Here is a 25,961-nt window from a genome sequence, read left to right on the forward strand (position 1 = left end):
GCTGTCATATCATGACCGATCTGCTGTCCGGTATCCGCGTCCTCGACCTGACCAATGTTCTGGCTGGCCCCTACTGCGCCTATCAGCTGGCGCTGCTCGGGGCCGATGTGATCAAGGTCGAGGCGCCGCAAGGCGGCGACCTGGCGCGCCAGCTCGGCGGTTCGCCGGAACTCAACAGCACCGGCATGGGCGCTTCGTTCCTGGCGCAGAACGCCGGCAAGCGATCGGTGGTGCTCGATCTCAAGAAAGAGGCCGATCGCGAACGCTTTCTCGATCTGGTCGCCTCCGCCGACGCGCTGGTCGAGAATTTCCGCCCCGGCGTGATGGACCGGCTGGGACTCGGCTATGCCAGGCTGAAAGAGGTCCGCCCCAGCCTTGTCTATTGCGCGATTTCGGGCTTCGGCCAGACCGGGCCGATGCGCGACAATCCCGCCTACGACCAGATCATCCAGGGCCTATCAGGCATCATGAGCATCACCGGCACGCCGGAGACCGCGCCGCTGCGGGTCGGTTATCCCGTCGCCGACACGCTGGGCGGACTGGTCGGGGCGTTCGCGATCGCCGCGGCACTTGTGAAGCAGAAGACGACAGGCGAGGGCGCCTTCCTCGACGTGTCGATGCTCGAATGCACGCTCTCCGCGCTGGGCTGGCCGGTCTCCAACTATCTGACGGCTGACGTCGAGCCGCAGCCGATGGGCAACGAGAACATGACGGCAGCACCTTCCGGAACGTTTCGCACCGGCGACGGCTTGCTCAACATCGCCGCCAACAAGCAGGAGCAGTTCGTCACGCTCTGCCGGCTGGTCGGGCTGCCGGAGCTGGCCTCGGACCCGCGCTTTGCCGAGCGCGAGACGCGCAAGCGCAATCGCATCGCCTTGAAGGCACTGATCGAGGATGCCCTGGCGAACAGCTCGGCCGCGGCCTGGGAGGAGACGCTCAATCGCGCAGGCGTGCCGGCGGGCAGGGTGCTGACGATCCCGCAGGTGCTGGCCGAGCAGCAAGTGATCGAGCGCGACATGACCACCCGTTTCGATAGCATGCCGAACATCGACCGACCGCTGACCGTCGTGCGCGGCGGGTTCATGGTCGATGGTGCAGCACCGTTGCCGACCAAGCCGCCGCCGGCGCTGGGCGAGCATATGGACGAGGTGTTTGCCAGTCTGCCGCCGCGCGTCAAAAAAAGGGCGCAGGCATGAGCGACGCGAGAACATGAGCAACGTTGGGAAAAAAACCGGCCGCGAGCGCGGCGAGGAATGGTGGCAGACCGATATCATCGAAATGCGCCCTGGCGTGATCCGGCTGCGCGGCTTTGAGATCCAGGACCTGATCGGCCGCGCCAGCTTTCCGGCGATGATCTGGCTGATGCTGCGCGGCGAACTGCCTGGTGAGGAGCAGGCGGCGCTGCTCGGCATCGCGCTGGGGGCGGCCGTCGACCACGGGCCGCAGGCACCGTCGATCGCCATTGCCCGCATGGCGGCCACCTGCGGCGTCGGCATCAACAGTGCCATGGCCTCAGCCATCAATGTGCTTGGCGACGTGCATGGCGGCGCCGGTGAACAGGCGCTTGCCTTCTACGGCGACATCGCCGCGGCACTGGATGGAGGCGTGACGCTTGCCGATGCCGTCGCGTCGCGGCTCGATCGGTTCTTCGCCGAGGAAAAATCCTATGTGCCGGGGCTCGGCCATCGCTTCCATCCGGTCGATCCGCGGGCGCCGCGCCTCATCGAGCTGACCCGCGATTTTGCCGCGCGCGGCGTCGTCAGCGGACGTTTCGCCGACATCGCCGAGGCTGTTGAGGCCGAGGTCGCGCGGCGCAAGGGCAAGAAGATCCCGCTCAACATCGACGGCGCCACCGCCGTCATCTATGGCGAGCTCGGCTTCCCGCCGCCGCTGACACGCGGCCTTTTCGTGCTCTCGCGCTCGGTCGGCATATTGGCGCATGCGTGGGAACAGTCGCAACAGAGCGACCGCAACAAGGGACCACTGCCGCGCGAATGGTTGTGGGCCTATACCGGCACGCCGGCGCGGCCGTTCCCTCAGGGAGATGGTGACTCCAAATGAGGCCTTGGTTCAAGTTCGCCAGCGGGCGCTGGTTGGGGAATTTTTAGATTCTTCAGAAGCGTTGAAAGATCGGGCTCGTCGATAAGTGCCGCTGCGTCTTCCGGCGTCAACCATGCCCGCTGCCGCCTTTTGGCCTCCTGCCAGTTGGCCAGTTCCTCTGTCACCGCCAGCAGGTAGACGGTGACGTCGACGCGGACGAAGCGGTTCGTCAGCCGCTTCCAGTAGGAATAGGTGCCGGCCGGCTGCTTCAGCGTCTTGCCGAGGACGCCGGCTTCCTCCTGCGCTTCGATGGTGGCTGCCCTGCGCCCGCTCTTGCCCTTCATCGGCCAGCCCTTGGGCACGATAAAGCGCCTGGTCGATATCGAGGTGACCAGCATCACCTCGACGTCGCCACGCTCGCTCAGCCGAAAGGGAATCGCCGCGACCTGACGGATCCGCTCGCCCTTCCTTGCTTTGCGTACGACCTTCTTCTTGGTGGCTGCCATTCCCGACGATCCAATCAGGGCAGTGCCCAAGCGCAAAGGCACGTTGCGAAAATCAAAACCGCCTTTGATGCTACTTTAAGTAGAGCGGCGTTCAAGCGTACATCGGCTAAATAAATGAAAACGCCGGCTCATCAGCGGCAGATGCTGATGAAGCGGCTGCCCGACCGCCGCAACTGGCAAGTAGGCTTCATCTGCGGCACATCTGGACGTTGCGGCGCGACCTCGCGATCCTGGGCACGAAACTGCTGTTGCTGCTGCTGATATTGCTGCCGCCGCAGCCTGTTCTCCAGCATCTGCAATTCGCCTTGCAGGACCAGCGGGTTGCGGTTGGCGGGAGTGACGTTCTGCGCGGAGACAGCAGCGCCCGACAGCATCGCTGTTGCCAGGGTTGCCGACATCAAGATCGTCGATAGGCGAAGCGGCGACATCTATCCATTCCCGCGCGAAACTGAGCCTCCAATCATATAGGGCGTCTGTCTGGTGATGCCATGGTTAAAGTCTCGCCGAAGCGGAATTGGCGGGTTGAGCTGCCGGACTCAATGCCAATCGACCCCATGCGCGGCGGGCAAGGGGATAAATCTCGAGATCGACGACAGGAAATTGGAGAGCATCCTGCAGTTCAGCACTTGTTAGGTCGTCGGTTGCCTGGTGCCTGTGGCATTCAACGCGAAAATCACGCCGCTGCTCAAGGCCGCAACCATTTTGAAAATCAATGTGGTTGCGGTCGACACAGGCCAGCCGATCAGCTTTCCCAATCTCATCAACCGGCTACAGCCGCGCGCCGCGGAGCTCTCGGCGGATTGAGCGTCGCCCCGCACCTCGCTTCAGTCGACTTCGCGCAGACGATATCCGACGCCGGTTTCGGTGATGATGTAACGCGGTTGGTCGGGCGTTTTCTCGATCTTTTGCCTGAGCTGCCGCACATAGACCCTGAGATACTGCACGTCGGTCGAATCGCCCCAGACCTGCTTCAAAAGAAACTGGTGGGTGAGAACCTTGCCGGCGTACTGCACGAGGATGCGCAGGATGTCGTATTCCTTCGGCGAGAGCTTTATCTCCCTGCCCTCGATCATGACGATGCGCTTCACCAGATCGACCGTGAGATCGCCGGTCCGGAAGACCGGCTTCTCGCCTTGCTGCTGGAACTTGTGGCGGAGCGCCACGCGGATGCGCGCGACAAGCTCGTTCATGCCGAAAGGCTTGGTGAGGTAGTCGTCGGCGCCGAGTTCAAGCGCCGAGACGATGCCGGCCTCGTCGGTACGGCTGGAAAGGATGACCACGGGAACATCCAGGCCGTCGTCCCGCCATTTGCGCAGCAATTCGTGGCCGCCCATGCCGGGCAGGCCGAGATCGAGCAGGATCAGGTCCGGCCTATCCGTCTCCATGAGTTCGATCGCCGTCTTGGCATTCGGCGCCTCGCTGATCGCATAGCCCTGGCTGCCCAGGCCGACGCGGAGCAGCTTGCGGATCGGCGGTTCGTCATCGACGACCAGTATCCTGACATTGGAGTTAGTCATGGCAAGTCATCCATGTCGGGGTCGTCCACATGTTGGTCTGCCGGCACCGGCATCCTGATGGTGAAAACCGCACCCGAGCGGTCGGTCCTGTTGGCCGCCGAAATCGTCCCACCCATCGCCTCGATGAAGCCACGGCAGATCGAGAGCCCGAGCCCAGTGCCGGCACGGACCTGGTCGCCCTTGCGCACCCGGTGGAACGTGTCGAAAATGCGCTCCAGATCCGCTGGCGGAATGCCCGGCCCCTCGTCCATGATCTGCAGGATGACGGAACCATTGTCGGCCCAGCCCTGCAGGCGGATCGTCGAACCTGGCGGCGCATATTTGGCGGCATTGTCGAGGAGGTTGAACAGCGCTTGCTCGAACAGGACGGGGTCGAGCCTCAACATCGGCAGATCCGCGGGAATGTCCATTTCGGTCTTGTGTTCGCCGATGATTTTCCTGGCCCGATGCAAGGCGGTGCCGACAATGTCGCCGACATAGTGGAATGCGTAGTTCGGCTCCATCGCACCGGATTCGATCTTGGTCATGTCGAGCAGATTGGCGATGAAGCGGTTCAGTCGCTCCGATTCGTCAAGCACGGTCGACAGCAGCTCCGCCCGATCCGCTTCGGGAAGCGCCGGCGCAAATTCCCGCAAGGTTCCGGCGGCGCCCATGATGGCGGCAAGCGGTGTTTTCAGGTCATGGGAAATCGAGGTCAGCAGCGCCGAGCGCAGGCGGTCCGCCTCGGCCTCGAGCTTGGCCCGGTCGACGTCGGCAACAAGCTGGATGCGCTCGATGGCGACCGCCGCTTGATCGGCGAGCGCGTCGAGGAGGCGCTTCTGTTCGGGCGTCAGCAACGGGCCTTGCTTGTCGTTGTCGAGGCCGACGACGCCGACGGCGGTGCGCCCCGTCCGCAACGGCAGATACAGGCGTCTTGCTCCGGGAAGCGTGTCGGCGCCGCGGCCCGCGGGGCGATCGTGCTCCCAGGCCCAACGGGCGGCCGCGATGTCGGCCTCGGCCAGCGTGTCGTCAGGCGGATAGCCGGCCTTGACGGTGATCGAGCCGTTCTCCGGCAAGAGCAGCACCACGCGCAATTTCAGCATAGAGGCAATCTGGAAGGCAGTCGCCCAGAGCACGTCGTCAAGCGTGCCAGCGCCGGCGAGCTTCTTCGAGAAGAGATAGATATCTTCCGTGGCGCGTGCCCGCGAGCGGGCAGCAACCGCCTGACGCTGCACGCTCGCTGTCAGATTGCTGGCAATGACCGCAACAACCAGGAAGACAGCCAGCGCAACGATGCTCTCCGGATCCTGGATCGTCAGCGTGTAGCGTGGTTCCAGGAAGAAATAGTTGAAGGCAATGGCGCTGATGAGGCAGGCATACAAAGCCGGCCAGAGACCGCCGGTCACCGCCGATGTCAGGACCGCGATGAGAAAGATGATCGCCAGATTGCGGACGTCGAGAAACTGGTCGAGAAGGACGGCGAAGGCGAGCGAGCCAACAACATAGGCCGTGGCCTTGAGATAGGGCCAGATTTCGAATTGCCACTGCTCGTCCGCTGCCTTGACGGTCCTCGACGTCACCTCGGCGTTGCGGTCGTTTCCCGAAATGACATGGACGCTGATGTCGCCGGCATTGCGGATGAGATCATAGGTGAGCGAGCCTTCGATCAATTCCCGCCAGCGCGATCGGGTCGGCCTGCCGATCACGATATGGGTGAAGTTGTTCGCGGTCGCATGGCGAACGATGTCCTGCGCGACGTTCTGACCTGGAATGGTCGTTACTTCGGCGCCGAGCTGCTCGGCAAGGCGCAGCAGAGTCGCTAGCCGATCCTTGTCCTCCTCGGACATCCCGGCTGAACGAGGGGTATCGACATGAAGCGCCGTCCAGGGGGCGCGGAGCCGGTCGGCCAATCTCCGCGCATAGCGGATACGGGCCGCCCCGCCCGGACGCGCGTCGACGCAGACGAGAACCCTTTCCCCCGCCGCCCAGGGCCCGGATATGGCGTGGGCCTGCATGTGGATCAGCAACTGCTCGTCGACGCGCTGGGCGGTGCGGCGGAGCGCCAGTTCCCTGAGCGCCGTCAGATTGCCCGGCGAGAAATAGTTCTCGATGGCGCGCTGGGCGGTGCTGGGAATATAGACCTTGCCTTCCTCGAGCCGCTTGATCAGGTCGTCGGGAGTGAGATCGATGATCTCGATGTCGTCGGCCTGGTCGATGATGGAGTCTGGAACCGTCTCGCGCACCCTGACGCGCGTGATCTGCGCCACGACATCGTTCAGGCTTTCGACATGCTGGATGTTGAGCGTCGTGTAGACGTCGATACCGTGCGACAGGATTTCCTGAACGTCGAGATAGCGCTTCGGATGGCGGCTGCCCGGCGCGTTGGTGTGGGCAAGCTCGTCGACGAGGACCAGCGCCGGACGCCGGGCAAGGATGGCATCGAGGTCCATTTCCTCGAGGATGCGCCCCTTGTAGTCGACCTGGCGACGGGGAATCACCTCATAGCCGTCGACCAGCACCTGGGTTTCCTTGCGGCCGTGCGTTTCGACGACGCCGATCACCACGTCCACCCGGTCGGCCAATCTTGCACGGCCCGACATCAGCATTTCATAGGTCTTGCCGACACCGGGTGCTGCGCCCAGGAATATCCGTAGACGACCTCGCGCCTCCCGCTCCGCATGATCAAGCAGCGCGTCGGGTGAGGGTCTGGTTTCGTTGCGGCTGTCGTCCGGCATCAAAATCGATCATGAATGGCGTCGGGGATGGTGTCGATCCCCGGACCACCATTCATTGCTTGGTGGCCTCGTCCAGCGCCAGGTTGAGCGCCAGCACATTGACTACCGGCTCTCCCATGAAGCCGAGCTCGCGATCCTCGACATGGCTGTCGACAAGGGCCTTAACCCTGGCTTCGTCAACGCCCCTGGCCCTGGCCACCCTGGCAACCTGGAAATAGGCGGCCTCGGGGCTGATATGCGGATCGAGGCCGCTGCCTGAAGTCGTGACCAGATCCATCGGCACCGGCTGGTCCGGATTTTCCGCCTTCAGTCTGTCGGCATCGCCCTTGATGCGATCGATCAGCTTGGGGTTGGTCGGCCCGAGATTCGAACCGCTCGAAGCGGTGGCATTGTAGCCGTCGCCGGCAGCCGACGGGCGGCCATGGAAATAGCGCTCGCTGGCAAAAGCCTGGCCGATCAGTTCGGAGCCGACGGTCTTGCCGTCCTTCTCGATCAGGCTGCCATTGGCCTGGCGCGGGAATAAGGCTTGGGCGATGCCGGTCATGCCGATCGGATAGATCAGGCCGGTGAGGATGGTGAAGAAAACGATCATGGTGATCGCGGGTCTGATTTGCTTGAGCATGGACTTAATTCCTTATGCGAGGCCAAGCGCGGTGACGGCCATGTCGATCGCCTTGATGCCGACGAAGGGGACAATGATGCCGCCGAGGCCGTAGACAAGAAGGTTGCGGCTGAGCAGCGCGCCCGCACCGATCGCGCGATATCTGACGCCTCTCAGCGACAGCGGGATCAGCGCGATGATGATCAGTGCGTTGAAGATGATGGCCGAGAGAATGGCACTCTGCGGCGTTGCCAGATGCATGATGTTGAGCGCCTGCAGCGGACCTGATGTCTGCCCCGGCGCGATGTAGAAGACGGCGAATATGGCCGGGATGATGGCAAAATACTTGGCCACGTCGTTGGCGATGGAGAAGGTCGTCAGCGAGCCGCGCGTCATCAGCAGCGCCTTGCCGATTTCCACGATCTCGATCAGCTTGGTCGGATCGCTGTCGAGGTCGACCATATTGCCGGCTTCGCGTGCGGCGACCGTGCCGGTGTTCATCGCAACGCCGACATCGGCCTGCGCAAGGGCGGGCGCATCATTGGTGCCGTCGCCGCACATGGCGACGAGCTTGCCCTTGGCCTGTTCGTCGCGGATGAGCTTCAGCTTGTCCTCGGGCGTCGCCTGGGCAAGAAAATCGTCGACGCCGGCCTCCGCCGCGATCGCCGCCGCCGTCATCGGATTGTCGCCGGTGATCATCACCGTGCGGATCCCCATTTTGCGCAGTTCGGCGAAGCGTTCCCTGATGCCGCCTTTGACGATGTCCTTGAGATGGACGACGCCGAGCAGGCGTCCGTCGCGCTCGACCGCCAGCGGCGTGCCGCCGGATTTGGCGATGTCATCGGCGATCGCCTGCAGGTCGCGGACGATGTCGCTGCTGGGGCGCGTACCGTGTGTGGCGACGGTCGACTGATTGACGTGGGCGAGCACCGAATCGACCGCGCCCTTGCGAACCGACGAGCCATCAATGTCGACGCCGCTCATGCGGGTTTGCGCGGTGAAGGGCACGAAAGCGGGATGCAATGTTGCCATGTCGCGGGCACGGATGGCGTATTTCTCCTTCGCCAGCACGACGATCGAGCGGCCTTCCGGCGTTTCATCGGCAAGCGAGGCCAACTGTGCAGCGTCGGCCAGTTCCTGCTCGGTGACGCCCTTGACCGGGCGGAATGCCGTCGCCTGGCGATTGCCGAGCGTGATCGTGCCGGTCTTGTCGAGCAGCAGCGTGTCGACGTCGCCAGCCGCCTCGACGGCGCGGCCCGACATCGCCAGCACGTTGAACCGTACCAGGCGATCCATGCCGGCGATGCCGATGGCCGAAAGCAGCGCCCCGATCGTCGTCGGGATCAAGGTGACGAACAGGGCGACCAGGACGGTCACCGAGATGGTGCCGCCCGAATAGGAGGCGAAACTCGGGATCGTCGCCGTCGCCAGCACGAAGATCAGCGTCATGCCGACGAGCAGGATGTTGAGCGCGATCTCGTTGGGCGTCTTCTGGCGCGCGGCGCCTTCGACCAGCGAGATCATGCGGTCGAGGAACGTATGGCCGGAGGCCGCGGTGATGCGCACGCGGATCCAGTCGGACAATACCTGCGTGCCGCCGGTCACCGCCGAACGGTCGCCGCCGGATTCACGGATCACCGGTGCAGATTCGCCGGTGATCGCCGCTTCGTTGACCGAAGCGACGCCTTCGATCACCTCGCCGTCCGATGGAATGATGTCGCCAGCCTCGACGAGCACCACGTCGCCGACCTTCAGGCTGGTGCCGGGCACCAGCTTGAACTTGGCGCGGTCGTCGCCGCTCAACAGCTTGGCCTGGGTCTCGGTGCGCGCCTTGCGCAGTGAATCGGCCTGCGCCTTGCCTCGGCCTTCGGCGACTGCTTCGGCGAAGTTGGCGAAAAGCACGGTGAACCACAGCCAGATGATGATCTGCAGCGAGAAGCCGAGATCGCCGCCACCTGTGACAAGGTCCTTGGCGAACAGGACGGTGCTGAGGGCCGAGACGACAGCGACGACGAACATCACCGGATTGCGCATCAAGGTGCGCGGGTTCAGTTTCCTGAAGGCCCCGTCGATGGCGGGCAGCAGGATGCGGGCATCCATGATAACAGCGGATTTGGACTGGCTCATTTAGTGGCTCCAGTATCGATGTTGTTGACCGATCGATCGTATGCCGAAAGAAGATGCGGAAGCCCGGGGGCCAGCAGCCAGATCACGATCATGATTGCCGCAATGCCGAAGAACGTGGACATGGTCGGGAAAGGAGGCGGGGTTGCTCCCTTCTGATCGGCTCGATGTCGAATCTTGCGGCGTATGGTTTCGAACCAGGACATGACATTGATCCAAGGTGGGGCGGTTTCAGAATGTCTGCCCGTGGATGCCAGCCAGGTGCTCGACAATCGGTCCGACCGCCAGCGCCGGGAAGAAGGTGAGGCCGCCGACGATCAGAATGACGCCGACCAGAAGCCCGACGAACAGCGGCCCGTCGGTCGGGAAGGTGCCGGCGGAGGCGGGCACCGTCTTCTTGGCGACCAGCGAACCGGCGATCGCCAGAGCCGGGATGATGACCAGGAAGCGGCCCATCAGCATGCCGATGCCGAGCGTGATGTTGTACCAGGGCGTGTTGCCGGTCAGGCCGCCAAAGGCCGAGCCGTTGTTGGCGGCAGCCGAGGTGTAGGCATAGAGAACCTCGGAGAAGCCGTGCGGGCCGGCATTGGCTATGGAAGCGACGCCTGTCGGCAGCACCACCGCGATGGCGGTGAAGATCAGCATCGCCAGCGGCAGGCAGAGAATGGCGAGCATCGCCATCTTGATCTCCTTGGCTTCGATCTTCTTGCCGAGATATTCGGGCGTGCGTCCGACCATCAGTCCGGCGACGAAGACGGCGACCACGATGTACATCAGGATGCCGTAGAGACCAGCGCCGACACCGCCGACAATGACCTCGCCGAGCTGCATGTTGATGATCGGGATCATGCCGCCGAGCGCGGTGAAGCTGTCATGCATGGCGTTGACGGCGCCGCAGGACGCGGCTGTGGTGATGACCGCAAACAGCGCCGACAAAGCGATGCCGAAGCGCGTTTCCTTGCCTTCCATGTTGCCGCCGTCGATGCCCAGCGCATGAACCAGCGGATTGCCTGATGCTTCCGCCCAGTAGCAGACGGCGACGCCGGCGATGAACAGGACGGCCATCGAGGTCAAGATCGCCCAACCCTGGCGCTGGTTGCCATTCATGCGGCCGAAGACGTTGGTCAGCGCCGCACCGATGGCGAAGATCGAAACCATCTGGATCAGGTTCGAGATCGCATCGGGATTTTCGAAAGGATGCGCGGCATTTGCGTTGAAGAAGCCGCCGCCATTGGTGCCGAGCATCTTGATGGCGATCTGCGAGGCTGCCGGCCCGACCGCGATCGTCTGCCGCGCGCCCTCCAATGTTGTGGCGTCGATATAGGCGCTGAGCGTCTGCGGTATGCCGAGATAGACATAGACCAGCGTCAGCACGATGCAGAGCGGCAACAGCAGGTAAAGGGTGCACCGGGTCATATCGACCCAGAAATTGCCGATCGATTTGCCGGAGGCCTTGGTGAAGCCGCGGATCAGCGCGATTGCGATGGCGATGCCGGTCGCCGCGGACAGGAAGTTCTGGACGGTGAGGCCGGCCATCTGCACGAGATAGGACATCGTGCTTTCGCCGCCGTAGTTCTGCCAGTTGGTGTTGGTCATGAAGCTGGCGGCGGTGTTGAAGGCGAGACCGGGTTCGACGGCGCTCATACCGGCCGGATTGTAAGGCAGGCTGCCTTGCAGCCGCTGCAGGAAATAAAGCACCAGGAAACCGGCCAGGTTGAAGAACAGCAAAGCCGCCGCATAGGTGGTCCAGTGCTGCTCCTCACGCTCGCTGGTTCCCGAGATGCGATAAAGGCTCCGCTCGACAGGGCCCAAAATCGGCGAGAGGAATATGCGGTCGCCGCTGAAAACGCGAAACATGTAGCCGCCGAGCGGCTTCACGAGCAAAACGACGATCCCGCAATAGACGAGGATCTGTATCCATCCGTTGAAAGTCATTGAAATAGCTTTCCGTGCCTTCGCCAGTTGCCGTTAGAAGCGTTCTGGGCGAACGAGGGCGTATGTCAGGTAGGCGAGAAGGAACAAGGTCACAGCGCCACCAAGGATGTAATCGACAAGCATGTTGTGGTCCTTCCGCCTAAAGACTGTCGCAGGCTTTGATGAAGGCGAAGAACAGGGCGAAAAATAAAAACCCTATTCCGAGAACGATGATGTCCATCGGACTTGCTCCTTATTTTCGTTTTGCACTGCCTTGCCTGCAGCCGGCAGGGTTGAGGTCATGTGAAGACACTCGGTCGCGACGGCAATGGCGACCGAGATAAGTCCTTCCCGACGGGATATGGATCAAAACCCCATAAAGGTTCGAGCCGGGGCAAAGAGGAAAGAAATAAAAATCCTATAGGGATTTTGCCGTCACGATCTCAGCGCACGGCGTTTAAAGACAAGTCGCGCGCCGGCGCGAAGCTGCCGAAAATCAGCGATCGCGCGTATAGATCACGGCGTAGTCGTCCGCATACGCCCGCTTCCAGCCCAATTCATCGAAGAATGGAATGCGGCTATCGTCCGGCGTCAGCAAGGCCCAGTCTATCGCATGCTTCCCGAGCTGCGCTTCGAGGACAGGCTTTCCACCGCTGCGTCCTGTCTCGGCATCTGTCTTCATAAAGCCGTTGAGAAAGAGCTGATCTGTCCGGCCGTCGATGAATGTCTTGATTCCATGGAAAATCAAGCTGCCGCCAAAGTTGTAGGAATTCAGGACATTGCCTGACAGATGATGGCTTTCGACGAATGCAAGCGCATCCTTGGCCGAAGTCTTCTGACTCGGCGCGACCGGATAGGCGCTCGTGTGCATTGCGGTTGTAGCCACCAGCAAAACGCCTGCCACGCCGCAAATCTGGTAAAATCGCTCCGCGAAAAACCGTTCCAGCCCGTCGCGCCTGTCGGACATCCATTTCGCCAGGGAGAGCGCGGGATATTGCTCCGCAATCTCGGCCGCAAGCACGATCGGGACCAGCAGAAAGAACAGGTACATGAAGCGCAAATGGGTGAGATAGATATGCAAGGCAAAGACGATGAACAGCGCCTTCGCCCAGCCGATGCGAAGTCTCGACACAAGCAGCGCGAAAACGAACAGTAGGATACCCACCTCCTGGAACCGTTGATCCGAGGCGTCGAACGGTTTCCACTCGATAATCAAGGGAACCGCTTCATTGCCATAGGCTACGGTGAAAGTGGCAAGGATGGCCTTGATGCCATAGGGATTGATCAAGCTGACCACCGGGCAGAGCAGCCCGAAGGCAACCCATTTGCCAAGGAGTACGGGGTTGGACAGGCGGGTTCGCACAAGAACATCGAGGCCGGCGAAAGCCGCGATGACGAAGCCGATGGTAAAGGTCGCGTGGAGATTGGCCCACAGGACAAGCAGGGCAAGCAGCCAAAGAGGCGGTCCCTGCTCATTGCGCGCTGCGCGAAAAAGCATTGCGGTCCAGATCACGATGATGGGCAAGGTGAAGATGTGCGGACGCGCGGTGTAGATCGGGGAGATCATGGCCGCCCCGAACAAGGCCAGTCCCACTGCCGCCATCGGTCTCAACCAGGTGCTGAGATACCATGACAGCAGCGCGCCCGTCAGGGCGATGGTTGAGATGATCAGCACCGCCACGCCGTTCCAGCCACCTGCCGTGTAGGCGAGCGCAAGGAGAACCTGTCCAAGCCATTCCTTGGCGATCCACGGGTGTCCGGCGAAAGTGTGAGAATAGCTGTCGACAACCGGGAACGTACGATTTGCCAGCAGATCGAGCCCAACCTTGACCTGCCACCAGCAGTCGGGGTCCTGCAGGATGGCCTGGGTGTGGGCGGAAAGCGCGAAGGCCACGAGAGGCGCGACGAGCAGGCAGAACATCACTCTGGCCCGCTGCGCGTCGTTGAGCGACGACGCGGTCGCAACGGTCGCTACGGTCGCCTGAATCCCGTTCATTTCATAGCTCCAGTCCGCTCTGCGGCAGATCGATTGGCGGTTTCAGCTTGTCGCTCATCCGAGGGCAGGGCGTCCGCTCAAACGGCAGGCTTGATCGCATGCACGAAATATTGGGCTCCCATAGGCATCCTGGTCAGGAAGCGCTCCAAGGGTCGCAATCTTGCGAGCACGCGTGGGAAAAAGATCCGGTAGACGACGTCGGATTTGGAGAAGCCGGCCGCAGCCATTCGCTTGCGCACATCACGGCTGTTGATCAGGATTGCGTTCGCGTCGAAAGCGCAGTTTCGCACCGCGTGCGTCGTCAGCGGATTCCAGGGATTGTGCTCGAACAAAAAGAAGCTGCCACCGCCCGTCAGCACTCTCTCGATCTCCTTGATCAGGGCGACATGGAGGTTTTCGGGGATGTGATGGAACACGCAGGCGGCGAAGGCGAGATCGAAACTCGCGTCGTCGTAAGGGATCGTTTCGCCGTCGAAGTGCCTGAAATCGGCCTGGCCGGGAAAGCGCGTGCGGGCGATGTCGAGCGACTGCGAGGAGGGGTCGAGCAAGGTGATTTCGCTGTCGGGAAATGCGGCGCGCATAGGTCCCAGCGCATTGCCGACACCCGCGCCGAAGTCGAGTATCCGCCGTGGCTTCACGCCTGAGCGGGCGAGCCTTGCCGCGACATCGTCGATCTTGTACTGCGCGAAGAAATCCGGGGTTTCGCCGCTCAGCCGGATACTTGCGGCATGCTGCTGCTGATACTCCAGCGCGAACTGGTCAAACTCGGCCTGAAGCACGCGCGGCTCCCTTCGTCAGTTCATGGGCCATTTCCTGAAGGTGATGGACCGGCAGCTTCCCGGCGGCAGGATCATGGGCAGCGATCTCGTTTATGAGGTAGAGCGGCCGTCGCTTGGTCTCCATATACATGCGCCCGAGATATTCCCCGAAAATCCCAAGGACCAGAAGCTGGACGCTGCCGAGGATCAGGACGATTGCCGCCAGGCTGGTCCAGCCGGGCAACACGCTGCCGGCGAACCATGAGAAGAGCGTGTAGCCGAGCGCAGCAAGCCCGAGAAAGCCGAAGATCATACCGAGATGCGAGGCGAACCGCAGGGGCACGATGGAAAAGCTCGTCATCGCATCCATTGCCAGAAGCACCATCTTCTTCAATGGGTAATGCGTGGTGCCTGCGAAGCGCTGGTGCCGCTCATAGGCAAAGGCCACCTGCTTGAGGCCGATCCAGCTCACCATGCCGCGAATGAAGCGGTAACGCTCGGGCATCGCATTGAGATGATCGAGCGCGCGGCGGTTCATCAGGCGAAAATCCCCGGAATCGAGCGCCATGTCGACGTCGACCATCTTGCGCAGCAGCCGGTAGAACAATGCGGCGGTTGCGCGCTTGAACCAGCCTTCGCCCTGGCGCTTCAGCCGCTGGCCATAGACGACGTCGAACCCCTCATCCATCTTTGCCATCATGGCTTTGAGCAATTCCGGCGGGTCCTGGAGGTCGGCATCGAGAATGAGAATGCGCTGGCCGCGGCAAAACTCCAGGCCGGCGCTGAGCGCAATCTGGTGGCCGTAATTTCGGGCGAGGTCTATGCCGACGACGTGGCTGTCCTGCTTGGCGAGTTCGAAAATGGCCTCGCGGGTGCCGTCGGTGGCTCCGTCGATGACCAGCACGATCTCGTAGGAAAGCCCCGCTTGTTCACGGCAAACGGCTGTGACGCGCCGGTAAAGTTCGGCGACCCCGCCGATTTCATTGTAGCACGGCACGACAACCGACAGCGCGACGGCGCGTCGCGCAGCGATTTTCTCTGTTTGCGCCAAAAGCCCAGCTCCCATGATTAGAACGGGAATAGGCCGAATTTGTTAGAAAATTGATAAGCCGCTCAGGATTGCCGGCCCGCGACGCCAGATAAGCGAAGCGTACGGATGGCCGGGCGCGTGCGACGGTGATGCGGGGATACGGCGAGGGCAGACGCTCCGCCAAATCGGCGGCTCAGCCTTCGGCCTTGAAGTTCTTCGCTTCCTTCTCGACCTTGGCGCGGTCCTTGCCGTGCTTGCGCATCAGATCCTTCGCCTGGTTGGGCGAAACGTCGGTGGTCTCGGCCAGGCGCAGGGCCTCCTTGTCGTCCGGTTCGCGTTTCTTCCGATCCGCCATTGTGGTCCGCTTGTCAGACATCACGACGCCTTTATGCTCTCGGCGATTTCGTTCAGCACCCTGCGATCGGTGCCGTGGCGCTTGATCAAGGTGCGTGCCTGTTTGGGAGTAATGCCGGCTTCCTCGGCGAGATGCCTCACCTCATAGTCTTCGTCGCCGGCAACTTGTGAGCGATCGCGGTTGTCGGTCTTGGTCTTGTCGTCGGGCATGGCAGTTCTCCTCGTTTCGACCTAGAGCATAACGACGGAGATTTCGTGAGGTTCCTTAATGCATGTCGCCCAAAAGTGCGCAGCGGTTTTGGGACAACGACATGCATAAACAACAGCAATGCATGTCGCCCAAAAGTGCGCAGCGGCTTGGGACAACGACATGCAAAAACAAGAACTAAAAGCGCGTCGCACGAATCTCTTCAGACGTGATGCGCTTTAGTGCCGGCCTTCGCGCACAAACACATGGGCTTCCTTGGCGGCGGCCGTGAATGCCCGCCGCGCACTGCCAACCGCCCGTCGCTGCTCCATCGCGTCCATCATGGCTTTCAAGGCCGCGCGATATTTCGGCCCGCGCTTTTCGTCTGGCCATTTGTCGACCAGCAGCGAGGCCGCCTGGACCGTCCTCGTCACAGAGAGAGGGCGGCCGACCCGTTCGCTCTCGATCGTCACCGGAACGTCGAATTGTTCATCACGCATTACCGCCACTCCTTGACTCCAAGGACAGCAACGGCGCAGCGGGACTATTCGTTCCGATGACGAATGGCGTGATCCATCCCGATCACAATTCATGGTTACTGAGTGGCTTACGTCGCCGCCCTAATGCATGTCGCGCAAAAGCATGCCCTCGGGCCCTGACCCGAGGGTGTGCAGCGGTTTTGCGATAACGACATGCATAAAACAGCAACCTGAAGCGCGTCGCATGAGGCCGATCAAACGCGACGCGCTTTAGTTCCGACAGTGCGCAAGCTGATTGGGCGCAGGGCGACATGCATTAGCGGGACCGATGGTCGAACACGACCCCCATGGTCCTACCAATTGCGGTCATCACGACAAGCTCGACCAGATGGTCGTCGCTGTCCTCACAAGCCGGGGCTGCCCGGCGGATGGCGTCTATTGCGGCTCTGGTCGATATGGTGTCGCCAGCGCGAAATTTTGAAAGCGCAGATGAAACAAGTTCCTGGGCCGTCACGACAGGCACTCTCGAAACGATGTTCATCGGCCTCCTCCGCCATGAACCCCCCTCCGACGAGAATGATACGCCGAATGGCGGTTTCCGCCAGCGAAATAGTGGTCCGACCAGAGGCCAATCGGACCGGGGACAGTTGCCTTTTTGCAGGCTCAGCGCGACGCTGCCGACTTCGATTTCTCTCGGCTCCTCGCAGCTGGCTTGACCCTTATACGCATCGCTCCGCCCTCGGGATGATCGATCTCAAAGGCATTGGTCTTCCGCACGAGATCGCTCAGCTTGCGAAAGCCGAAGGTTCTCGGATCGAAGTCCGATGCCAGATTGGCGAGCTGATTGCCTACGATGCCGAGCGGCACCCAGCCGTCCTCGTTTCCCATCTGTGAAATGACCTTGGTGATGATCGGCGTCGCGGCGCTGGGCGGCTGCAAAGATTTCGTCGGCGCCGCATCCTGAGCGTTGGCTGGTGCGGTCGCAAGCAGGTTCTCGGTGTATACGAACCGGCGGCATGCCTGCCGGAAACTCTCCGGTGTCTTCTGCTCGCCAAACCCATACACGTCGATCCCGTGTTCCCTGATGCGAGCTGCAAGGCGGGTGAAATCGCTGTCGGACGACACCAGGCAGAAGCCTTCGAACCGCCCGCTGTGGAGAAGGTCCATCGCGTCGATGACGAGCGTGATGTCGGATGCGTTCTTGCCGGTGGTGTAGGCGAATTGCTGCTGCGGGATGATCGCATGCTTCGACAGCACATCGGCCCATGCCTTCGAACGGGTGCTGGAAAAATCGCCATAGATGCGACGAACGCTCGCCTCGCCGATCTTTGCGATTTCCTCGAACAACCCGTCGGCAATCTTGGCCGAGGCATTGTCTGCGTCGATCAGCACTGCAAGCCGTGGAGAACGTGGTTCGGTAGGCAAGGTGGGCTCCTTTTTGGCGTCGCACCAAATGACATATGGTGCAGCGGCACGATGCGAAACCTTTTTATCGAGATTCGACGAACGTCGGCTAGCTCTCCCGATACAAGATCATGCCTGCCTGGTGCAGAACGCCGTCAATGAACGTTCCGTCCGCGGTAAAGCCGGTGTCGTCCCAATAGTCGATGTGATTTCCTCGGATCTCATAGCGGCCCTGGTATGCGCTCTCACGGTTTCCGCGCGTTTCGTCATAGCGACCGTTTGGAAGCAAGTTGTGGCGGTGCGGATGTTGAGGCGGTGATAGCTATTCGAGCCCAAACGAAAACCCCGGCCGCTAGGCCGGGGTTTCCCTTGCGTCCCCAAAGGATCAGAACTTGTAGCTGACGCCGACCCTCACCGCGTGGGTGGTTAGGTCAACCGGCATATCGACATCCGGGAATCCCGGAGCCAAATTGCCCGAGGCTTCTCCGAAGTCTGTATACCGATACGCCAGTCGCGCGGTCCAATGTTCGTTGAAGGCCCACTCGCCGCCGGCACCGATCGTCCAGCCGTTGAGCGTATCCGAATAGTCCCCGCTGACAGGAAGCGGGAAGGGGCCGCCACCGAAGTCGAAATCGCCAATCGCCCAGCCGCCGGTAACATAGAGAAGCGCCTTATCGTATGCGTAGCCGAGCCTTGCGCGGATCGAGCCCTGCCAGTTCAATTCGCTGGTTCCAACAGATGTCAGTCCGGCTGTGTTTTCGAAGCTGCCATCCACGCTACCGCCTTCGAAATCACCCTCGACACCGTAGACAAAAGAACCGGATTGCCAATTGTACCCGACATGGACGCCACCAATGAAGCCATCGGGATCGGAATCGTCACTTGGCGCACCGTTGGAGTAGCTGTGATCTGCCTGCCCCCAGAGATAGCCGCCCTGAACACCGATATAAAGGCCGCTCCAGTCGTAGGCAACGGCCGCAGCCGGCGCGGGCTCGTAAACAATTGCATCGGCCGCGAAGGCCGGAACCGGAAGCAGGGCCAAGGCCGCACCGCTGAAAAGGAACGTAGTGGCAAACACGATTTTCTTCATGGACTGATGCCTGTGTTAAAAGGAAGTGACCAAGAATGGACTACCACAAAAGGTTGTGGCTTAACTGTAACTGCGGCGCAACACACGGAGGCAAATGCACCGTTCGGTTGTGGCGGTGATCCTGGTTCCTTTTTGCGCGCGTGACTCTTGCCGACTTCCTGACCGCCGAGGAGTCGCTGTATGTGAGTTGCAGCAGCGCGTGTGCGAAATGCGGCGGGAAGGAGGCAGGCGTTATCTGCACGCCAGGCGCGAGCAGTACGGTGACAGGTGCGCCGGGAGACCGGCTTCGCACCAATGACATATGGTGCAGCGGTAACGTTTTTGTCGAGACTCGACGAACGTCACTACTTCTCCCGATACAAGATCATACCGGCGTGATGCAGCACGCCGCCAATGAACGTTCCGTCAGCGGTAAAGCCGGTGTCGTCCCAATAGTCGATGTGATTTCCTCGGATCTCATAGCGCCCCTGGTACGCGCTCTCACGGCTTCCGCGCGCTTCGTCATAGCGACCGTTTGGAAGCAAGTCGTGGCGGATATGGCCATCGGCCGTGACCCACATCCCGACATAGGGATGGCTTGCCGAAGGTTGGGTAACTGTATTTTGCTCGACATTCATCCGGGCGTGACCTTTCTGCATGGGTAAGACGGCCGCCCCGGCAACAAGCACGGCAGCGGCAAGTATCGAAATCTGTTTCATGGACAGCTCCTCAGGGCTGTTTGCCGGGAGCGGCGCGACGCTCGGTGAACAGCTCGGAGAGCGCTTGCGATGCTGCGATCGCGCGGGGGAATCCGGCCGGAACCGTCACCATGTAGATGACTTCCTTCAGCTCTTCCTCGGACACGCCGATATTGAGCGCATAACCGGCATGAATTCTTATGAACGCAGTCTCGCCCATGGCTGCGAATACCGCGACGGCGGCGAGTTGGCGTGTGCGGTTGTCGAGCCCCGGACGGGACCGGACGTCGCCGAGCGCATAGCCTTGGGTTGCTCAGGCCAGAAACGGAAACTCCTGTCTCTGCGTTCCAGCGCAGGCTGCGGAGCGCCATTGTTCAGGCTCCTGACGACGGCATCGCCGCGTTGCAGTCGCTCTTCCATCGTCTGCGATTTGGCGGTTTGAGGGACCGCGCCGTGCAGCAACGCGACGGCAATCGCGCTATACGAGCTGTGAAAACGAAAATCCATTGTTGCCTCCCTACTTGCTGGCTGTCGGTCGTATGACGATCTCGTTCACGTCGACATCGTCCGGCTGTTCGAGGGCGAAGCGAACGGCACGGCCAATCGCGTCGGGCTGCAGCGCAATGGCGCGATAAGTCTTCATCGCTGCCGCCGCCACCGGATCGGTGATCGTGTCGGCGAGTTCGCTCTCGACCACGCCGGGATGGATGCACGTGACGCGGATGTTGTCGTGCTCCTGCCGCAAGCCATCGGAGATCGCGCGGACCGCGTGTTTGGTTGCGCAATAGACAGCGGCTGTCGGCGACACCGAAAGCGCGCCGATGGAGGCGATGTTGACAACGTGGCCGGAGCCTCGGGCCGTCATCTCCGGCAGCACCGCGGCAACGCCGTAGAGCACGCCCTTGATGTTGACGTCGACCATTCGGTCCCATTCATCGACTTTCATCGACGCCATCAGCGACAACGGCATGACGCCGGCATTATTGACGATCACGTCGACGCGTCCCCAGGCCCGGCGCGCCGCTTCGGCAAAGGCGGCGACATCGGCGCGGTCGGTCACGTCCAGGCGGCGTGTCATTGCCTCCCCGCCGTTTGCCCTGATCTCTTCTGCGAGCGTGTCCAGCCGATCGGTGCGGCGCGCACCGAGCATGACCTTTGCTCCGGCAGCACCGAGCTCCCGGCCGATGGCGGCGCCAATGCCGCTCGAAGCCACGGTAATGAGCACAACTTTGTTGAGGGACATGTTTCGTCTCCGTCTGGTTGATCTTGCGAACCGCCATGCAGGCGGTTGCCACCAAGATGGATCTGTTCCACTGTTGCGATAAGACGACCATTTGTTCGCAGCATGGAAAGAACAGCTAACCAATGCAGCCGGATCTCAATGCGCTTGCGGTGTTCGCCCTCGTGGCCGAGGAGCGGAGCTTTCGCGCGGCTGCGGACCGCATGGGCGTCACCCGCTCGGCGGTGAGCCAGACGATGAAGCGCCTGGAAGAGACGCTCGGTATCGCTCTTGTCCAGCGCACGACGCGAAGCGTCAGCCTGACCGAGGCTGGCGAACGCCTCTACGCCGAGATAGCGCCCGCCATTGCCGACATGCGCGCCGCGATGGAGACCACCGGGGACCTGCGCGGGCGTCCGCGCGGGCAGTTGCGGCTCGCCGTCTCGTCGATCGCCGAGCGCTTTCTTTCAGGGCCATTCCTGGCGAGCTTTGCCGAAGCCCATCCGGAGGTTCAGATCGACATCACGGTGACGGACGAGGAATTCGACATCGTCGCCGAGGGATACGATGCCGGCGTCAGGCTCGGCGAAGTGGTCGAGCAGGACATGATCGCGGTGCCTGTCGCCGGTGACGAGCGGCAGCTGGCTGTCTGCGCGCCGGCCTATCGCGGTCGGTGCGGGGCCCCTTCGCATCCGAGGGAACTCGCCGGCCATCGCTGCATTGGCTGGCGCCGCGCACCGAAGGTCGCGCCCTATCGTTGGGAATTCGCCGAGAACGGCAAGGAGTTCAGCGTCGCCGTTGCGCCGGAGATCACGACCAACGACATGGCGTTGATGATAAAGCTGGCCATCGCCGGCGCCGGCGTCACCTTCGGCATGGAGGAGAGCTTTCGCCCGTGGATCGATCGGGGCGAGCTGGTGCCAGTTCTCGAGGACTATTGCCCGCGCTTTGCCGGCTTCTTCCTCTATTATCCGAGCCGTCGCAACGTCGCGCCGAAGCTGCGCGCCCTTGTCGATCACCTACGGCGTCATGGCTAGCGTCTTTCGCCGGTATGGCGACCATGTCGATGTTGCAATTACATTAGCGTGAGTGCATGTTTTCGTCAGCCGGCGCAAGCCGGTCAGGCCCGGTGGCTGGCCGGTCACCCCCATAGGCTGCCGGGCCGCCAGCAACGGCTTGGGAGGACAAGATAGCCGAAAATCTCGGAACTCTTTTTCAAGACAGCGATCGTCTTTCTTATCTTGGGAATCGCAGCCGGCCTGCAGATGGCAATTTCAGGCAATCACGGTGCTTACCCGGCTCACGCACACATCAGTCTTCTGGGATGGGTCACAAGTGCAATATTCCGGGGGGTACTACGCCCTGAACCCGACAAAAGCCGCCCGCAGGATCGCGATGGTCCATTACGGCGTCTACAATCTTGGCCTGGTCGTGATGTTACCGGCTCTACGTGATGCTGCATGGAAATCCGGCCCTCGAGCCGATCGTCGCCACGGGCTCGATGATCGTCGCTGTCAGCGTGCTGATCTTTGCCTTCGTGGTCTTCTCCGTCGAAACGGCGCGCTCAGTCTCGGGAATACCTGCGGTTCCACACTGAACGGCGTCGGGACCTTGCTGAACCAAGCGCGCGCCTCTGGCGGAGGAAGCGGGCCGATCGGGGTTGTGGGCTGAGAGCGTCTGGCGCTTGCGCCATAATATTAGATAAGCCTAATGTAAATCATGGTTTAGATATGCCTAATATACATCATGGTCTGGCCGATTGAGCGGGCGCGGCGGCGCGCTCGGGTTGGGCGTGCTATTCATAGATATGTCGATCACGCAAAGGGAGGACGAAATGAGACTGGTTAAGTCATTTGCATTTGCTGCTGTGCTGCTTCTTTCCTCTGCATTGTCTGCGGCCGCCCAGTCGGCTCGCGAGGACATCGAAGCGGCGCTGACGAAATTCACGGACGCCTTCAACAGCGGAAACGCGGCGGCGGTGGGTCAATTGTATACGGAGGACGCTGCGGTGCTGCCGCCCGACGGCAAGCGCGTCGATGGCCGCAAGGGCGTGGAAGAATTCTGGCAGGGCGCGATCAAAGGCGGGATGAAGAATCTCACCCTGAAGGCAGTGGAAGTGGAAGAGAGCGCGAACCTCGCCTACGAAGTTGGCGCATTTACGCTCGATGTGCCGAGCAAAGACGGCGCCCTCTCCACCGTTGCAGGCAAGTACATCGTCGTCTGGAAAAAGGGCGACGACAGGACATGGCGCCTGCATCGGGACATCTGGAATTTAGGTGCGGCCCAATAGGGATTGATATCCAGGCCTCATTGACCGGCTTGGCGAAAGGTGCGGCAGGTTTTTTGCGTTGGAACAAAGGCTTAGAAAGTTCAGCTTCCGCGGCATTATTTCCTGTGCAGACATGCTGCAAGATCGGATCGTCCCTCCGATCAGCCCGCGTCCTCTTCCCCTCCACGGGGCGCGGGCTTTTTCTGCCTATCGTACGGGATAGCCAACGACCAGCCGGCGATCGGCGGCCTCAGGTCTGAAAGTTTGGTCATCATTGTGCCGGCAATGCCTTCGCGGCCTCGGTCAGGGTTGCCCGATCGTTGCCGTGCTTGCGGATCAGTTCGCGCACCTGCTCCGGCCTGATGTTGTTCTGCAGAGCGAAAAAGTTCACCTCATAATCATCGTCCGCCGATATCTTGCTGCGGTCACGGAAGTCGCGTTTGGTTTTGTCGTCTGCCATATCGCACGTCCTTTTTTGAATTTCGTTATGTTAACTATGGCTAATATACGCCGGTGACCTAGACTAGGTTCCATGCGCAGGCGGGGAGGTGCCGGCACCGGCCGGCTAGAGTTCATACTTCCGATGGAGCCCCAACTGGTGGCCAAGCCGCCCGAGGGTGACAATTGGATTCATAAGATCAAGCTGGATGGCTACCGCTCCCAGGTCGTCATCAACAGCCCCGAAGATATTCGCGTCTTCACCAAAACCGGCAAGGACTGGACGCGCAAATATCTGGGCATTGTGGAAGCCGCGGGGGAGCTCGAGGTCGAGAACGCCATCATCGACGGCGAAGCGGTCATCACCGACAAGGCCGGAATGCCCGACTTCAACGCGCTCCAGAACGCCGTCCACAACAATCCCTATGGCATGTATCTCGTCGCATTCGACATCATGCATCTGAACGGCCATGATCTGCGTGACATCGGCTGCAAGGCGCGCCGCGAAATTCTCCACGGCATCATCAAGCCGAACAGCCGGATCCAGTTCAGCGAGGCCATGCCTGGTGACGCGAAGTCTGTCTTCTATCTCGTCGAGCAGGTCGAGCTTGAGGGAATTGTCTCGAAGCGCCCCGACAGCAAATATCGCAGCGGCCCGACCTCGAACTGGCTGAAGACCAAGAGCTTCACGGTCGACGAATTCGAACTGCTGGGCGTCGAGCGCGAGCCTGGCAAGGCGGCCTTCGCCCTTTTGGCGCAGCCCGGCACCGGGAAATATGTCGGTTCCGCCCTCATCAGCCTGGGCCGCGACATGAAGGAGCGGCTGTTGAAGCGGGTTCGGGACCACGCCAGGCCGCCGCCAGAGGCCATGAAAAAGCGGCCGGCGACGCAATGGGTCGCTCCTGGCGTCAAGCTGCGCATCAAGCATCTCCGCGGCGATCACAGCCACATACGCCATGCCTCGCTGCTTGGTTTCGGTGACGAGGAGTAGCGTCGTTTGGACACCGGCTTAGCCGCTCGACCGTCTCGATGATAGCCTTGGCACGCGGCGCTACCGAGCGGATGAAGAGACGGCGACACAGGGGTCAAGCCGGGGATGATCGGCCATGATGCGACTTTTGGCAGGGACTTCGTCGAGGCCGCGTTTTCCTCCATTTAAAAGGCCGGGCTATAAGCCGCACAAGTTTTAACCAGTAGCAGGTTAATTCAGATCGGCATGCCTCGCTGCAGGATTTTTGGGATGAAGACTAGAACGCCGTTTGTGTCTCGAAGACGCGACAACGCAAAGTTCACCGGCCCGGCCAAACGCCCACTATTTGACAAGCTCGGGTAGATCAGCTCCCACTGGATTCAAGCCGCCGCATCGCCGAGCTACTGCCAGCGACGCGGGTTGACGCCCGATCGGGCCGTTTCTCTCATGGCGCACCGCAAAAAGCCGCCAGCCGAAGCCAGCGGGAGGGTCTACTGGAGTCGCCAGAGTGCTGGCAGATTGCAAACGGTCCAATCCGCCTTTTGTTTCAGGATTGCTAAAACGGCCTTGAAGCTTCGTCCACATGCGACGCCGGCCATCTTCACAGGCAACTTTATGCAACCTTCAGGTTAATCACCCGCATCACAGCGACCACCGTTCCGTTGTTCGTCGCCGCCTCCTTCGTGCTACCCTTGCCGCAGCTCCACACGTCGCCTTCCTTGGCCGTGAACTGCATTTCCCCGGCCGTGACTTGCAGCTCGCCTTCAGTGACCGTGCAGACCATGTCGTCAGCCATAACATCACCCAGCGGACTAGTTCCCTTTGGCTGATACACTACGTCTTCCATGGCGATTTTCTTGTACCCCTTGATATGGGAGTCCCGTGTTCCCAGTTCGACGAGTCGAACGCCGGGAAAAATCTCTTTGCCATCAGTCGGACCGTAGGTCTTGGCCGCTACCGAAGTGGGCTTTGCGACCAGTAGCGGGGCCGCCAACGAGGTGGCACCAAGGGCAAGAGCATTACGTCGATTCATCTTCATAACATCCTCCCTGAGTTTAGTCCGCCCAACCGGGGCGAACCTGATATTATACGCGCCCGTGCAGCCAAATAGTCAAAACACAATTGAGCAGGCCGATGCCGCCTCCTCACTCGGTACGCCGCCCCCTTTTGGACTCTTCCTCACGCCGGTCGCATTCTCTCCTCGGGAGCTAGGGGACGTGGACATATCTCGCTACGACAATCGGTCAGAGAAGTGGCGGCGGCGTACCGGCGCGAAGCGTCGATCCCGAGAAGGAACCAGAGCGGCATTCAGGGCGTGGGAGACGCATCTCGCCCGCGCACGCTGGATGACGACGCACGGCTATAAATATCTCCTGGCGGGTGTTGCGCCGCACTGACGCTCCACAGACCTCAGGCGGCAGGAACTGGCGCCGCCCGGCGGCTTTCCATCTGCTCGAACGATGCGCTGTCTTCATGGAACACGTCAATATTGAAGCCGGCGGGGCTTGACCCCAACCTGGACTATCTTCCATTGCCCGCTGGCTTCGGCTAGCGGGCTTTTTTGCGTCTCTTGAACGGGGCAAGGCTGCATTCGCCCTGCTGGCTGAGCCAGGCACCGGGGAGTATGTCGGTTCGGCCTTCATCACCCTTGGTCGCGACATGAAGGATCGCCTC

At 61.3% G+C, this 25,961-nt stretch carries 28 protein-coding genes and 3 pseudogenes; 7 read left to right on the forward strand and 24 right to left on the reverse strand.

What is annotated here, in order from left to right:
• The first annotated feature begins 11 nt into the window (after positions 1–11).
• Together AC0NIE_RS09815 and AC0NIE_RS09820 are read left to right on the forward strand one after the other, a co-directional pair.
• Complete coding sequence (locus AC0NIE_RS09815) at positions 12–1,196, forward strand: CaiB/BaiF CoA transferase family protein (RefSeq protein WP_473488026.1); 1,185 nt, start codon at positions 12–14, stop codon at positions 1,194–1,196.
• A 13-nt stretch (positions 1,197–1,209) separates the two neighbouring features.
• Positions 1,210–2,061, forward strand: a complete 852-nt coding sequence (locus AC0NIE_RS09820; RefSeq protein ID WP_473488025.1) for a citryl-CoA lyase — start codon at positions 1,210–1,212, stop codon at positions 2,059–2,061.
• On the opposite strand, the gene AC0NIE_RS09825 is transcribed toward AC0NIE_RS09820, so the two are convergent.
• The gene (locus AC0NIE_RS09825) at positions 2,037–2,546 is read right to left on the reverse strand and encodes an NUDIX hydrolase (RefSeq protein WP_473488024.1); all 510 of its coding nucleotides are present in this window, start codon (positions 2,544–2,546) and stop codon (positions 2,037–2,039) included. The two genes, AC0NIE_RS09820 and AC0NIE_RS09825, sit on opposite strands and share 25 nt — an antisense overlap.
• Before the next feature lie 131 nt (positions 2,547–2,677).
• Positions 2,678–2,974 carry a hypothetical protein gene (locus AC0NIE_RS09830; protein WP_473488023.1) on the reverse strand — a complete coding sequence of 99 codons (297 nt, stop codon included), beginning with the start codon at positions 2,972–2,974 and terminating at the stop codon, positions 2,678–2,680.
• Positions 2,975–3,200: 226 nt separating this feature from the next.
• Here AC0NIE_RS09830 and AC0NIE_RS09835 point away from each other — a divergent pair, with 226 nt between their 5' ends.
• Complete coding sequence (locus AC0NIE_RS09835) at positions 3,201–3,350, forward strand: hypothetical protein (protein ID WP_473488022.1); 150 nt, start codon at positions 3,201–3,203, stop codon at positions 3,348–3,350.
• A 20-nt stretch (positions 3,351–3,370) separates the two neighbouring features.
• Here AC0NIE_RS09835 and AC0NIE_RS09840 read toward each other — a convergent pair whose 3' ends face one another.
• From AC0NIE_RS09840 to AC0NIE_RS09935, 20 genes and pseudogenes are all read right to left on the reverse strand, one after another.
• Positions 3,371–4,063 carry a response regulator transcription factor gene (locus AC0NIE_RS09840; protein WP_473488021.1) on the reverse strand — a complete coding sequence of 231 codons (693 nt, stop codon included), beginning with the start codon at positions 4,061–4,063 and terminating at the stop codon, positions 3,371–3,373.
• Complete coding sequence (locus AC0NIE_RS09845; protein WP_473488020.1) at positions 4,060–6,777, reverse strand: DUF4118 domain-containing protein; 2,718 nt, start codon at positions 6,775–6,777, stop codon at positions 4,060–4,062. The genes AC0NIE_RS09840 and AC0NIE_RS09845 overlap by 4 nt, the downstream gene beginning before the upstream one ends.
• 52 nt (positions 6,778–6,829) lie before the next feature.
• Positions 6,830–7,399, reverse strand: a complete 570-nt coding sequence (gene kdpC, locus AC0NIE_RS09850; RefSeq protein ID WP_473488019.1) for a potassium-transporting ATPase subunit KdpC — start codon at positions 7,397–7,399, stop codon at positions 6,830–6,832.
• A gap of 12 nt (positions 7,400–7,411) precedes the next feature.
• Positions 7,412–9,505: a potassium-transporting ATPase subunit KdpB gene (gene kdpB, locus AC0NIE_RS09855; protein ID WP_473488018.1), complete on the reverse strand. Its 2,094-nt coding sequence runs from the start codon at positions 9,503–9,505 to the stop codon at positions 7,412–7,414.
• A complete protein-coding gene (locus AC0NIE_RS09860; protein WP_473488017.1) occupies positions 9,502–9,708 on the reverse strand; it encodes a hypothetical protein in 207 nt (68 codons plus the stop codon). The genes kdpB and AC0NIE_RS09860 overlap by 4 nt, the downstream gene beginning before the upstream one ends.
• Before the next feature lie 25 nt (positions 9,709–9,733).
• Positions 9,734–11,437 carry a potassium-transporting ATPase subunit KdpA gene (gene kdpA / locus AC0NIE_RS09865; RefSeq protein ID WP_473488016.1) on the reverse strand — a complete coding sequence of 568 codons (1,704 nt, stop codon included), beginning with the start codon at positions 11,435–11,437 and terminating at the stop codon, positions 9,734–9,736.
• Positions 11,438–11,470: 33 nt separating this feature from the next.
• On the reverse strand, positions 11,471–11,560 hold the full coding sequence (locus AC0NIE_RS09870) for a K(+)-transporting ATPase subunit F (protein WP_036266998.1): 90 nt from the start codon (positions 11,558–11,560) through the stop codon (positions 11,471–11,473).
• A gap of 352 nt (positions 11,561–11,912) precedes the next feature.
• The gene (locus AC0NIE_RS09875) at positions 11,913–13,412 is read right to left on the reverse strand and encodes a hypothetical protein (protein WP_473488015.1); all 1,500 of its coding nucleotides are present in this window, start codon (positions 13,410–13,412) and stop codon (positions 11,913–11,915) included.
• Positions 13,413–13,489: 77 nt separating this feature from the next.
• Positions 13,490–14,191: a class I SAM-dependent methyltransferase gene (locus AC0NIE_RS09880; RefSeq protein ID WP_473488014.1), complete on the reverse strand. Its 702-nt coding sequence runs from the start codon at positions 14,189–14,191 to the stop codon at positions 13,490–13,492.
• On the reverse strand, positions 14,172–15,221 hold the full coding sequence (locus AC0NIE_RS09885; protein WP_473488013.1) for a glycosyltransferase family 2 protein: 1,050 nt from the start codon (positions 15,219–15,221) through the stop codon (positions 14,172–14,174). Before AC0NIE_RS09885 ends, AC0NIE_RS09880 begins: the two co-directional genes overlap by 20 nt.
• A gap of 172 nt (positions 15,222–15,393) precedes the next feature.
• Positions 15,394–15,576: a hypothetical protein gene (locus AC0NIE_RS09890; protein ID WP_165848837.1), complete on the reverse strand. Its 183-nt coding sequence runs from the start codon at positions 15,574–15,576 to the stop codon at positions 15,394–15,396.
• Positions 15,576–15,764, reverse strand: coding sequence for a DUF3606 domain-containing protein (locus tag AC0NIE_RS09895; protein WP_473373169.1), 189 nt, complete (start codon positions 15,762–15,764; stop codon positions 15,576–15,578). Before AC0NIE_RS09895 ends, AC0NIE_RS09890 begins: the two co-directional genes overlap by 1 nt.
• Before the next feature lie 216 nt (positions 15,765–15,980).
• Positions 15,981–16,241, reverse strand: a complete 261-nt coding sequence (locus tag AC0NIE_RS09900; protein ID WP_352965393.1) for a DUF982 domain-containing protein — start codon at positions 16,239–16,241, stop codon at positions 15,981–15,983.
• Positions 16,242–16,536: 295 nt separating this feature from the next.
• The gene (locus AC0NIE_RS09905; protein ID WP_473488012.1) at positions 16,537–16,761 is read right to left on the reverse strand and encodes a hypothetical protein; all 225 of its coding nucleotides are present in this window, start codon (positions 16,759–16,761) and stop codon (positions 16,537–16,539) included.
• 122 nt (positions 16,762–16,883) lie between these two features.
• Complete coding sequence (locus AC0NIE_RS09910) at positions 16,884–17,645, reverse strand: NYN domain-containing protein (protein WP_473488011.1); 762 nt, start codon at positions 17,643–17,645, stop codon at positions 16,884–16,886.
• 88 nt (positions 17,646–17,733) lie between these two features.
• Positions 17,734–17,922, reverse strand: a pseudogene (locus AC0NIE_RS09915) (Atu4866 domain-containing protein); the annotation flags it as partial.
• 87 nt (positions 17,923–18,009) lie between these two features.
• The gene (locus AC0NIE_RS09920) at positions 18,010–18,714 is read right to left on the reverse strand and encodes an outer membrane protein (RefSeq protein ID WP_473488010.1); all 705 of its coding nucleotides are present in this window, start codon (positions 18,712–18,714) and stop codon (positions 18,010–18,012) included.
• A 344-nt stretch (positions 18,715–19,058) separates the two neighbouring features.
• Entirely contained in the window at positions 19,059–19,352 is a 294-nt protein-coding gene (locus tag AC0NIE_RS09925) for an Atu4866 domain-containing protein (RefSeq protein WP_473488052.1), read from the reverse strand.
• A 70-nt stretch (positions 19,353–19,422) separates the two neighbouring features.
• A pseudogene (locus AC0NIE_RS09930) lies at positions 19,423–19,811 on the reverse strand (carboxymuconolactone decarboxylase family protein).
• 97 nt (positions 19,812–19,908) lie between these two features.
• Entirely contained in the window at positions 19,909–20,634 is a 726-nt protein-coding gene (locus AC0NIE_RS09935) for an SDR family oxidoreductase (RefSeq protein WP_473488009.1), read from the reverse strand.
• 122 nt (positions 20,635–20,756) lie between these two features.
• Between AC0NIE_RS09935 and AC0NIE_RS09940 the strand changes: the two genes are divergently transcribed.
• From AC0NIE_RS09940 to AC0NIE_RS09950, 3 genes and pseudogenes are all read left to right on the forward strand, one after another.
• On the forward strand, positions 20,757–21,647 hold the full coding sequence (locus AC0NIE_RS09940; protein ID WP_473488008.1) for a LysR family transcriptional regulator: 891 nt from the start codon (positions 20,757–20,759) through the stop codon (positions 21,645–21,647).
• A 162-nt stretch (positions 21,648–21,809) separates the two neighbouring features.
• Positions 21,810–22,207 (forward strand): annotated as a pseudogene (locus AC0NIE_RS09945) (hypothetical protein).
• A gap of 237 nt (positions 22,208–22,444) precedes the next feature.
• Positions 22,445–22,900, forward strand: coding sequence for a YybH family protein (locus AC0NIE_RS09950; RefSeq protein ID WP_473488007.1), 456 nt, complete (start codon positions 22,445–22,447; stop codon positions 22,898–22,900).
• A 250-nt stretch (positions 22,901–23,150) separates the two neighbouring features.
• On the opposite strand, the gene AC0NIE_RS09955 is transcribed toward AC0NIE_RS09950, so the two are convergent.
• Positions 23,151–23,339 carry a DUF3606 domain-containing protein gene (locus tag AC0NIE_RS09955; protein ID WP_123151770.1) on the reverse strand — a complete coding sequence of 63 codons (189 nt, stop codon included), beginning with the start codon at positions 23,337–23,339 and terminating at the stop codon, positions 23,151–23,153.
• Positions 23,340–23,477: 138 nt separating this feature from the next.
• On the opposite strand from AC0NIE_RS09955, the gene AC0NIE_RS09960 reads away from it, so the two are divergent.
• Positions 23,478–24,308 (forward strand): ATP-dependent DNA ligase, encoded by an 831-nt coding sequence (locus AC0NIE_RS09960; protein WP_473488006.1) that lies wholly within the window; start codon positions 23,478–23,480, stop codon positions 24,306–24,308.
• A 592-nt stretch (positions 24,309–24,900) separates the two neighbouring features.
• On the opposite strand, the gene AC0NIE_RS09965 is transcribed toward AC0NIE_RS09960, so the two are convergent.
• Positions 24,901–25,326, reverse strand: a complete 426-nt coding sequence (locus AC0NIE_RS09965) for a hypothetical protein (RefSeq protein WP_473488005.1) — start codon at positions 25,324–25,326, stop codon at positions 24,901–24,903.
• Between the last annotated feature and the right edge of the window lie 635 nt (positions 25,327–25,961).

The organism is Mesorhizobium sp. WSM4842 (assembly GCF_055901575.1).